This is a genomic window from Dehalococcoidia bacterium (genome assembly GCA_035310145.1).
GTDB lineage: Bacteria > Chloroflexota > Dehalococcoidia > CAUJGQ01 > CAUJGQ01 > CALFMN01.
Genome location: DATGEL010000080.1, coordinates 44,537 through 55,010 on the forward strand (window position 1 = coordinate 44,537; position 10,474 = coordinate 55,010).

A 10,474-nucleotide genomic window follows, 5' to 3' on the forward strand; every position below is an offset into this window, starting at 1 on the left:
CGCGGGAACCGTGGGCTGGGGCATTCTGATCGTCACCTTGATTAGCCTGTTCTTCGGCTTCGCCATCGTGCAGGAGATGTTTCGTCAGCGGCACTGGCGCGGCCTGGTGAACAGCGGCGACCGCTGGGCGATCAAGACGCTGGTGGAAGAGGAGATCGGCCGCTGGCGCAACCAGCGCATGCCGAAAGGCATGAACCCGCTGCTGTGGCACGGCATCCAGACCGCCGAGGTGATCAGCGTCGGGCGCGAGGTGATCACGCTGATGGCCACGACCGAAGCCGAGTACCGCGTGATCGCGGGCCGGCCGCAGCAGGTCAGCCCGCCGCTTGAAGAGGGGATGAAGGTCGCCGCCGCGCTGATCGAGCGCATGCTGTACGACGTGCCGAACGTGCGCCTCGCGCTGGTGCGCATCGATGTCTACACCACCTTTCGCGCGGAAGACGGTACGCCCGACCAGCAGTGCATCCTCAGCGTCACCGCCGATCGCGCCGTGGCCGATCGCATCCCCTGGGAAGAGTTGACACCGGCAGAGATCGTCGGCCGCTTCGAGGGCCGCTCTCTGGTCGGCGCCAACGGCGCGGCGCTGGCGGTAGACCCCGGCCCGCCGCTGAGCGACAGTGAAGATGAAGGCGCCGGCGGCGAGGGTGGCGAGCCGCCGCCGGGCATGTCGCTGCCGCCGTCGCGCAACGGCCACGGTCCGTTGACGCCGGACCATACGACCACCGACTGAGCGGCCCTCGCCGGTCCGCCGCCCGGAGGCGCGTTCATGGTCAATCGCCACGCGCCGCAGCGCATCGTGCTCGTCGGCCTAATGGGCTCGGGCAAGACGGCAGTCGCCCGGCTGCTGGCGAAGCGGCTCGGCCGCCCCTGGTCCACGATCGACACCGACGACATGATCGTGGCCGACGACGGCCGCCAGATCCCGCAGATCTTCAAGGAGAGCGGCGAGGCGGAGTTCCGCGCCCGTGAGCGCACGGCGATCGCGCGGCTGGAGAGCAGCGAGCAGATCGTGATCTCCACCGGCGGCGGCGCGCCGCTGGACCCGGTCAACCGCCGCCGGCTCTGGCAGGGCGCGCTGGTGATCTACCTCAAGGCACGGCCGGAGACGCTCGCCGGCCGTGTGAGCGGCGGCGGCGGCCGCACCACCGAGTCGCGCCCGCTGCTGGCCGGCGGTGAGGCGCTGGCGCGGCTGCGCGAGCTGGCCGAGCAGCGGGCGCCCGTCTACGAGCTGGCCGACTGGACGATCCAGACCGACGCCCTCTTCCCCGACCAGGTGGCGGACGAACTGCTGCACGTGCATCAGCGCTTCGGCGAGCAGCTTGCCGCCCGTGCCGGCCGCGAGCGCGCCTGGCAGGATGACGAGCAGAGCGAACACGACCCCAACTTCGCCGCGCGCGTGACCACCCCTACGGCCGCGTATCCCATCTACACCGGCCCCGGCGAACTGGGCCGCCTCGGCGAGCGCATGCGCGCCGCGGGGCTGAAGGGCCGCGCCACCGTCGTCGGCGACGAGCGCGTGGCGGCGCTCTACGGCGAGCCGGCGCTGGGGGCGCTGCGCGGCGCTGGCTTCGAGGCCGAGCTCGTCTCGATCCCGACGGGCGAAGAGCAGAAGCAGCTCGGCACCGTCGCACGCGTCTACGATCGCCTGATCGAGCGGCGGGCAGAGCGCGGCGACCCGATCGTGGCGCTGGGCGGCGGCGTGGCGACCGACCTCGGCGGCTTTGTGGCCGCGAGCTATCTGCGCGGCGTGCCGCTGGTCCACGTGCCCACCAGCCTGCTCGGCATGGTGGACGCCGCGATCGGCGGCAAGGTCGGCGTGGACCACGCCCGCGGCAAGAACCTGATCGGCGCCTTCTACCAGCCGCGGCTGGTGCTGGCCGACACGAACCTGCTGCGCACCCTGCCGCCGCGCGACCTGACCGCCGGCTGGGCGGAGGTGATCAAGCACGGCCTGATCCTCGACCCGGGCCTGCTGCACGCGATGGAGCGCGACGTGGCACAGGCGCTGGCGCTCGAGCCGGAAGTGACCGCGAGCATCCTGCGCCGCAGTGCCCAGATCAAGGCGAAGGTCGTCTCCGGCGACGAGCGCGAGGACGGCCAGCGCATCACGCTCAACTACGGGCACACGATCGGCCACGGCCTCGAGGCGGCCACCGGCTACAGCGCCGTGCTGCACGGCGAGGCCGTGGCCGTCGGCATGCAGGGCGCGGCGGCGATCGCCGTGCGGCAGGGGCTGCTCTCGCCCGAAGTCGCGGAGACGCAGCGGCGCGTGCTGGAGCGGTACGGCCTGCCGCTGCGCTGGCCGGGAGTCGATCCCGCCGCCGTCTTGCAGGCGATGACGCTGGACAAGAAGGTCGCGGCGAAGAAGCAGCGCTGGGTGCTGCTCACGGGCGTCGGCCGCACCGTGATCCGCGACGACGTGCCGCCCGAGCTGGTGCGCGATATCGTGGCGGAGCTGCTGGCCCCGTGATCGCCTTCCGGCTGGAGGCCGGCGGCGACGGCCCGCGCGCCGGCACGCTGACGACGCCGCACGGCGAGGTGCCCACGCCCGTCTTCATGCCCGTGGGCACGCAGGCGACGGTGAAGACGCTGACGCCCGCCGATCTGCGCGAGATCGGCGCCACGATCATTCTCGGTAACTCCTATCACCTCTACCTGCGCCCCGGCGCGGAGCGCATCGCCGCGGCGGGCGGCCTGCATCGCTTCATGGCCTGGGACGGGCCGATCCTCACCGACAGCGGCGGCTTCCAGGTCTTCAGCCTCGGCGGCCTCAGATCGCTCGACGACGCGGGCGCCACGTTCCGTTCGCACCTCGACGGCTCCGAGCACCGGCTCACGCCGGAGAGCGTGGTGCAGGCCGAGGAGCGGATCGGCGCCGACATCATCATGGCGCTGGACGAGTGCCCGCCGGCAGATGCCGACCGCGCCCACGCCGAGGCCGCCACGGAGCGCACCCACCGCTGGGCCGAGCGCTGCCGCGCGACGCACACGACCGACTCGGCGCTGTTCGGCATCTGCCAGGGCGGCATGTTCCCCGATCTGCGCCGCCGGTCGGCGGCGGCGATCGCCGCGCTGGACTTTCCCGGCTGCGCGATCGGCGGGCTCAGCGTCGGCGAGTCGAAGGCGCTCACCTGGCCGCTGCTGGAGGCGAGCGTTGCCTGCCTGCCCGCCGATCGGCCGCGGTACCTGATGGGCGTCGGCTCGCCCGAAGACCTGGTCGAGGGGGTGCGCCGCGGCGTGGACATGTTCGACTGCGTGCTGCCCACGCGCCTGGCGCGCAACGGCGCCCTGTTCACGCCGGAGGGCCGGGTGAACATCCGCGCCGCCCGCTTCGCTGCCCAGGACACGCCGCTCGATGCGGACTGCGACTGCTCGACCTGCCGCACCTTCACCGCGGCGTACTTGCACCACCTCTTCCGTTGCGAGGAACTGCTCGGCTACCGGCTGGCCACGATCCACAACCTGCGCTTCTTGATTCGCCACATGCAGCGCATGCGCACCGCAGTCCTTGGCGGCGGCTTCGCGGCCTACGCCGAAGACTTCCTCGCCCGTTACCGCGTGGTTGATGAATCGGTGCGCCAGGAGCAGCGCCGCCGCTGGTCCGCGGCGCGCGCGGCGAACTCCGCGCCAGATCGATCGAGTCGACGTTGATCGTTCCCTGTTGTTCCTATCCCTGTACGGCGTGACAGCAGAAATTCCGTTCGGGTAGTATGGCGCCCAGCGTTATGTGGATCCTTCGCCGGTGACGGCCGAACGCGGTGAACGCCGCGAGCAGACGTTGCACGCGATCGTGCATGGCCGCGTGCAGGGCGTCGGCTACCGCGACTTCGTGCAGCGCACGGCACAACGGCTCGGCATCAGCGGCTGGGTGCGCAACCGCGACGACATGCGCTCGGTCGAAGTGGAGGCGAGCGGCGAACGCGTGGCGCTGGAGCGGCTGGTCGAACGGCTGCGCGAAGGACCGCGGCTGGCCTACGTCACGGAGTTGGAAACGGCCTGGTCCGAAGGCGGCAGGCAAGTTTCGGGCTTCGAGATCCGATACTGATCGCAACCGAAGGAGCTGCGACGACGCGATGGCCAGGAGCTGGACCCGCCACGGCTCAGGTAACGGTGGCTGGCGCGATCCGCGCCTCCGTGGCCGGCTGCTCGGCGGCCTTGCGATCGCGGCCGGCAGCATCATCATGCTGCTGCTCTACCGCGCCTACGGCCAGCCGTCGAGCAACCGCAGCGAACTGGTGATCCGCAGCGCCCCGGCGACGGCCCCCCCGGCCTCGACCGGCGCCGTCACGCCGCTCACGGCCCCGGTCGAGGCGCCTACGGCGGCGCCGCCTGCCACGGCGGCTGCGCGTACCATGCCGGCCACGGCGGGACTCCTGCGACCCGGCGCGACCTCGACCGGGCGGCTCGACCTCTCGCTCGACGGCGCAAGCCCCGGCCAGGTCGCGGTCGCCAGCCGCTACACGGTGACCACCGGCTGCGAGCCGGTCTTCGCCGATCTCTTCGCGCTTCGCGATGGCCGCTGGGGCCGTGTCTGGAGCGCGAACGATGACGGCGCCTTCGGCCCGCTGCTGCCCCCGCCGCAGCCGAGCGCCTCCGGCTGCTACCCACAGCTCAAGCTCTTCGCCGCCCAGCCGACCGCCAACGGCGCTGCCGAGCTGCTGCTTTCCGCCGCCTACGCCGACGGCAGCGCCCGTTTCGTCGCACTCGGCTGGGATCAAGCGAAGGACGCGCCCGCACCGCTCTTCGACTGGCGCACCGGGCCGAACGGCCGCGTGACGCGCTCGCCCGACGGCCAGCGCGTCGAGATCGCGGAATCCGTGCTCCCCCCGGCGCTGCCGTTAGAGCTGCAGTTCGCCGGCGACAACGGCCGGCTGACGCAGCTCGTCTCGTTCGAAAGCGGCGCACCGGCAGTCGTCTCGCGCAAGCTTGCCGCGAACTGCGACTACGGCCAGATCACGCCCGGCAGCGTGGCGAGCTGGCAGGGCGGCGCGCCGGCGCTGCTGGTGATTGACTGCTCAAGCGGCGAGCACCAGGTCGTGGCGGCGAGCGCGGCGCCGGCGCTCCAGCCGGCCGGCATCGGTTGGCAGGATCTGCGCGACGGCGACACGGTGCAGATCGACTACACGGCGGACTCGCTGGAGCCGCCCGGCATCGAGGCCGCCGTACCCGCCGCCGCCGCGATCGTCGACTACGCCGCCAACACGCGTCGCACCGCGGCGCAGCGCGGCGCCCAGACCAACACCCCGCGGTCCCCTGCGCCGGCGGCGCCCGCCCGCCAGTCCCTGCCCGCCGGCGGTTCAGGCAATCGTACGCAGGGCAGCAGCTCGACGCGCACCGGCACGAGCAGCGGCACGACGAGCGGCAGCACAAGCCGCTCGGCCACCGGCAGCACCGGCTCTGGCAGCACGAGCAGCACGCGTGCACAGCCCGCAGCCACCCGTTCCGCCCCACCGGCGCCACTGGTGACGCCACCGCCGCCGCCGCGCGGCCTGCCCGGCGCCGCGCCGCCATCGCCATAAGTCCATCCGTAAGGGCGCGCCCGCCGCTCGCCGGTCGTGGCGCTGCCGGCTCCGCCACGAAACGTGCTCCGCATTCCACCGCGGCCGCAGCGGCGGGCGCAGCATCAGCCGCCGAACCGGCTGCACGGTACCCGGTGAGCGCAACGAGCCGCATGCCCGCGCCGGGTGAACATGCGACGGCTCAGGCAGCGGCAACCGGAGCCCGGGCGCCGAGGTAATCGACCTTTTCGACGCCGTCGCGCCGCGCGCTGGCGCCGTCGCGCACGACCAGTCCGTCTCGCACCGTGATCGTGCGCCGCGTGAAGGCCGCGACCTCCGGCTCGTGCGTCACCAGCACCACCGTGATGTGCTGCTCCGCGTTCAGCTCCGCGAACAGATTCATGATCTCTTCCGACGCGCGCGTGTCCAGTGCCCCGGTGGGTTCGTCCGCCAGGATCAGCGACGGCCGCGAGACCATGGCGCGGGCGATCGCCACGCGCTGCTGCTGTCCACCCGAGAGCTCGTTCGGCCGGTGTTGCAGCCGATCGCCGAGGCCGACTCGCGCCAGTGCCTGCGTCGCTGGTTCGCGGCGCTCACGCACGCCGGCGTAGAGCAGCGGCAGCTCGACCTGCTTGATCGCCTCGACGCGCGGCAGCAGGTTGAACGACTGAAAGACGAAGCCGATCTTGTGCAAGCGCACCCGCGCCAGCTCGTCGTCCGCCATCTGGCTGACCTCCAGGTCGTCGATCTGGTACGAGCCGGACGTCGGCGTGTCGAGACAACCGATGATATTCATCAGCGTCGACTTGCCCGAACCCGACGGCCCCATGATCGCCACGAACTCCCCATCCTCGATCGCGATATCCACCCCTCTGAGCGCATCGACGACGACGTCGCCCATGACGTAGCGCTTGGCGATCTGGCTCAGACGCAACATTCCGCACCTCCACGTCTCCTGACACAAGCGTAGCGGCGCTGGATTGGAAGGCGCTGAATGCTGGCGAAGAAGCTTCTCAGCATGAGCGTTCGCTCAGCATGTGAACGTTCACATGCACGCGCAACGTTCGTCACATCTCGGGTCAATATCGTGAGTTCAGAGACAGGTTGCGCATGGGTTGGAAGGGGACGTGATGGATCTCGTTGAAACGCTGCGCACGGCGCTGGCGTCGCTCGCGGCGAACAAGCTGCGCTCGGGGCTCACCATGCTCGGCATCGTGATCGGCGTGGGCGCGGTGATCGCGCTGATGTCGATCGGCAGCGGTGCCCAGGCGGCGATTGCGCAGAACATCAAGAGCCTGGGCGCCAACCTGATTACCATCACCCCCGGCGCCGTCAGCACGGGCGGTGTCTCGCAGGGGAACGGCAGCGCCCAGACGCTTACCACAACCGACGCCAGCGCGATCGCGGGCAACGCGTCCGATGTGGCCGACGTCTCCCCGGAGCTCAACCTCGGCCAGAACGCACAGATCGTCTATCAGGGACAGAACGTCTCCACCAAAGTCAACGGCGTGACGCCGGCCTACGCCGACGTGCACGACTTTCAGGCGACGCTGGGCGCCTGGTTCGCGGACAGCGACGTGCAGGCCAAGTCGCGGGTGGTGATGCTCGGCGCCAACGTAGCGCAGGCGCTGTTCGGCGCCGCCGATCCCACCGGCCAGCAGGTCAGCATCCGCGTCGGGCCGCGGCCGGTTGCGCTCACGGTCGCGGGCGTGCTGCAAAGCAAGGGCGGTGGGCCGCTGGCCAACGTGGACGACCAGGTGCTGATCCCAATCACGACACTGCAGTCGCAGTTCTCCAACCCGCGCAACCCTCAGGGCAGCGCCCAGGTCTCGCAGATCGTTGTGAACGCGACCAGCAGCAAAACGATCGACGCGGCGAAGCTGGAGATCACCGACATCCTGATCGCGCAGCACGGCAAGGTGGACTTCCTCGTGCAGACGCAGAGCGATCAGGTGGCGGCGCAGGCGGGCACCACCCAGGTGCTGACCATCCTGCTCGGCGCCGTCGCCGGTATCTCGTTGCTCGTCGGCGGCATCGGCATCATGAACATCATGATCGTCTCCGTCACCGAGCGCACACGCGAGATCGGCATCCGCAAGGCGATCGGCGCGCAGCGCGGCCAGATCCTCGCCCAGTTCCTCAGCGAATCGCTGCTGGTGAGCGTTTGCGGCGGGCTGAGCGGCATCGTGATCGGCGTCGGCGCCTCGCGGCTGATCGACGGCGTCAAGCTCAGCGGCCAGCCGCTGCAAACGTTCGTCTCCACCGGCTCGGTGCTGCTGGCGGCCAGCGTCTCCGTCGCGATCGGCCTGGTGTTCGGCGTCTACCCCGCCTGGCGCGCCTCGAACCTGCGCCCGATCGAAGCGCTGCGCTACGAGTAAGCAAACGCAGCCCCGCCCCTGGGGGCGGGGCTGCGTTGAAGGAATGGACGGATCGTCATGCCCACCCTGCAGCCGCCCCATCGTCAGCGGCGCCGAGCAGAACGCAGCAGGCTCGCCGGCCAGATGTGCTCAAGCGCAATCGCCGTCGGCGTGCTCGTGATCGTGCTCGCCGGTATCTTCCGCTTCGCCACCGGCGAGTCGCCCTGGCCGATCTTCCTGCTGGTGGAGCTGCCAAGCGCCGCCACGGCGTTCGCCCTGCTGACGCTCACGGCGCCGCGCTGATCTAGCAGCACGGCGAGGCGCGGTCTCGCCGCGCTGCCGATTCAGGGAGAGCCGGGCGGGGCGATCGCCGCCGCCGGCCGGCGCAGCGCCACACCGGTGCGGCCGGCTTCGGCGGTCTGCGCGTCGAGCTGCAGGCCGAAACCGTCGGCCAGCCGCGTCAAGTAGTTGAAGATGCCGACGATGTGCGCGACCTCCAGCAGCGCCTCGTCGTCGCAGCCGAGGTCGCGCAGCGGCTGCCAGTCGTCGCGTGTCATGCGCGTGGGCGTGGCGCTCAGCTTCTCCGCCACCGTACACAGCGCCCGATCGCGCGGAGCCAGATCCGGCAGGTCGCGCCAGCGCCGTTCTTTGATCGCCTGCACCAGCTCGGGCTCGCCGTCTTCAACACGCAGAAACTCCGCGTGCGACTGCGTTCAATAGGTGCAGTCCTGGGCGCCGGCGGCCACGGCGGCGACCATCTCCTTCTCGCGACGGCTGAGCGCGCCGGGGGCGAACATCACCTGGGCAAACAGGCTGAGGAACGGCTGCCCGAAGCGCGGGTGGGCGCGCAGCAGCCTGCCCATGTTGGCGACAAAGCCGAAATCGTAGCCGCCGCGCTTGCCGGGCGGAGCGCTCGCCTCGATCGCGGCCGCGCTCGGCAGTGTCACCCAGGCGGCATCTTGCTCGATCATCGCTCGGATCCCCTCGCTTCCGCGTCGCGCTGTCGCCAACGCCGATCAGCGCGACGTGCCACAGCAATCACACCGCGCAGCAGACGTTCGCACAAGCCGCGGCGCCGATCGGCGCCTGGCGGCGGCTTATGTCTGTGCCCTCAGACCGCCGTCTTAACAGCATCACGGGCATCATGTTATAAGATAACAGACCGCCGCGCCGGGGTTCGCCGGCGGTGCGCCGACCAGCGATCGCAGCAGCACCGCGTAGCGGCGCGGCCGGCAGTGCGCATCGCTCGCTCGACGGTCGTACGACGCGAACCCTGAGGGAACCAGCATAGCCCGATTCAGAAAGGAGAGGGGGATGAAGGTGAGGGGAAGGAGCGCGGGCCCGATCGCGCTGGCCGCCGCCCTGGCCTTGTTGGGCGGCGTGGCCGGCGGCGCGCTGCCCGCCGCACAGGCACAGTCGGGGACGCCGACTCCTGCGGCGAACGTCGGCGGCCCGTCGGCCGTGCCCTCGGCGCGGTTCTTCGGATCGGTGAAGGTGGGCAACAGCAACCCGCCCGATGGCACGACGGTGGTGGCCTCCGTGACGGGTGTCGCCTGCGGCTTCGGCACCGTCGCGAACGGCCAGTACTTCGTCGACGTGCAGGCGATTGCCGGCTGCACCACGCCAGGAGCGAGCGTCAGCTTCGCCGTCGGCGGCCAGACGGCGAGCACCACCGGCACCTTGCCGGGCGTGCCCGGTGCGGTCCAGCTCAACCTTTCCGTCAGCCAGGCCACACCCACGCCGGCGCCGGCGGCGACCTCCGCGCCAACACCGCCGCCACCGCCCAGCCGGCCGACGACCGCGCCGCCGCCGCCGCCCCCACCGCCACCAACGAGTCGCACGGCAACGCCGCGTCCCACGACCGCAACGCCGCGGACGCCGACGCCCGCCGCGGCACGCCGTCAGGCCGTGACCGGCCAGAAGCCGGCTGCCGCACAGCCCGCGGCGCGGGTCGCCCTGCCAAAGACCGGCGCCGGCGGCGCGAGGACGGATCACGACGGGCTACTGGCCGTCGTCGCCGGCCTCCTGGGCTTGAGCCTCGCCGGCATCGGACTGCTGCGCCTGCGCCGCTCGTCATAGACGGGCGCGGCCGGCGGCGCCATCGAGATTTTGCCCGAAGGCAACCCGCGGTTGAGCAGGGAGCGGAGCCGGTGCGAACGCCGGCTCCGCTCTTTGTATCCTCGCCCGGCAGCAGCGGGTGGTCGCCTGCACCCGACGGAGTAATCCGCCGGCGAATCGCTGCCGCCGATCCGTTAACCAATCGCAGGATTTCGCGTTGTACGAAATGGACCGCCGTAGCCGCGGGCCGTTGGCGCGAGCGTCGGCCCATGCGGTAGCGTAGCCTCGTTGGCTTTTCCATGAGAGGAGAGCACATGCGCGAAGGGCAACAGGCGGCATGCGCCCATGTTGCCGGGTTCAGGCAGGCGATCGACTCGTCGACGAGCCTCGCATCCCGCGAGGCTGCGATAAGAGCTTTGACAGGAGTAGCACCTTGAGTATCCGCAAGCGGATTCTCGCGTTGGTGGGAGCGGGGGCGCTGGCCGTGGTGCTGGGCGGGGTGGTGACGAGCCACCGGGCCAGCCATGTAGAGGCGGCGGCGCCGACGCAGGCGGCGATCGG

At 71.1% G+C, this 10,474-nt stretch carries 11 protein-coding genes; 8 read left to right on the top strand and 3 right to left on the bottom strand.

Going from position 1 to position 10,474, the window contains the following annotated elements:
* Nucleotides 1-10 precede the first annotated feature (10 nt).
* The 5 genes from VKV26_15365 to VKV26_15385 all read left to right on the top strand — a co-directional run bounded on the left by VKV26_15365 (nt 11) and on the right by VKV26_15385 (nt 5,519).
* Nucleotides 11-730 carry a hypothetical protein gene (locus VKV26_15365; GenBank protein ID HLZ71280.1) on the top strand — a complete coding sequence of 240 codons (720 nt, stop codon included), beginning with the start codon at nt 11-13 and terminating at the stop codon, nt 728-730.
* A 36-nt stretch (nt 731-766) separates the two neighbouring features.
* Nucleotides 767-2,470, top strand: coding sequence for a 3-dehydroquinate synthase (gene aroB, locus VKV26_15370; protein ID HLZ71281.1), 1,704 nt, complete (start codon nt 767-769; stop codon nt 2,468-2,470).
* A complete protein-coding gene (gene tgt / locus VKV26_15375; GenBank protein ID HLZ71282.1) occupies nt 2,467-3,651 on the top strand; it encodes a tRNA guanosine(34) transglycosylase Tgt in 1,185 nt (394 codons plus the stop codon). Before aroB ends, tgt begins: the two co-directional genes overlap by 4 nt.
* Before the next feature lie 91 nt (nt 3,652-3,742).
* A complete protein-coding gene (locus tag VKV26_15380; protein ID HLZ71283.1) occupies nt 3,743-4,045 on the top strand; it encodes an acylphosphatase in 303 nt (100 codons plus the stop codon).
* Nucleotides 4,046-4,073: 28 nt separating this feature from the next.
* Nucleotides 4,074-5,519, top strand: a complete 1,446-nt coding sequence (locus VKV26_15385; GenBank protein HLZ71284.1) for a hypothetical protein — start codon at nt 4,074-4,076, stop codon at nt 5,517-5,519.
* A gap of 181 nt (nt 5,520-5,700) precedes the next feature.
* Here the strand turns inward: VKV26_15385 and VKV26_15390 are convergent, their stop codons facing one another.
* Nucleotides 5,701-6,435, bottom strand: a complete 735-nt coding sequence (locus tag VKV26_15390; GenBank protein ID HLZ71285.1) for an ABC transporter ATP-binding protein — start codon at nt 6,433-6,435, stop codon at nt 5,701-5,703.
* 193 nt (nt 6,436-6,628) lie between these two features.
* Between VKV26_15390 and VKV26_15395 the strand changes: the two genes are divergently transcribed.
* A complete protein-coding gene (locus VKV26_15395; GenBank protein HLZ71286.1) occupies nt 6,629-7,876 on the top strand; it encodes an ABC transporter permease in 1,248 nt (415 codons plus the stop codon).
* Between the two features lie 57 nt (nt 7,877-7,933).
* The gene (locus VKV26_15400) at nt 7,934-8,158 is read left to right on the top strand and encodes a hypothetical protein (GenBank protein ID HLZ71287.1); all 225 of its coding nucleotides are present in this window, start codon (nt 7,934-7,936) and stop codon (nt 8,156-8,158) included.
* A 41-nt stretch (nt 8,159-8,199) separates the two neighbouring features.
* Here VKV26_15400 and VKV26_15405 read toward each other — a convergent pair whose 3' ends face one another.
* Together VKV26_15405 and VKV26_15410 are read right to left on the bottom strand one after the other, a co-directional pair.
* Nucleotides 8,200-8,517, bottom strand: coding sequence for a hypothetical protein (locus tag VKV26_15405; protein HLZ71288.1), 318 nt, complete (start codon nt 8,515-8,517; stop codon nt 8,200-8,202).
* A gap of 51 nt (nt 8,518-8,568) precedes the next feature.
* Nucleotides 8,569-8,826: a hypothetical protein gene (locus VKV26_15410; GenBank protein HLZ71289.1), complete on the bottom strand. Its 258-nt coding sequence runs from the start codon at nt 8,824-8,826 to the stop codon at nt 8,569-8,571.
* A gap of 343 nt (nt 8,827-9,169) precedes the next feature.
* Between VKV26_15410 and VKV26_15415 the strand changes: the two genes are divergently transcribed.
* Nucleotides 9,170-9,934: a hypothetical protein gene (locus VKV26_15415; protein HLZ71290.1), complete on the top strand. Its 765-nt coding sequence runs from the start codon at nt 9,170-9,172 to the stop codon at nt 9,932-9,934.
* The last annotated feature ends 540 nt before the right edge of the window (nt 9,935-10,474 follow it).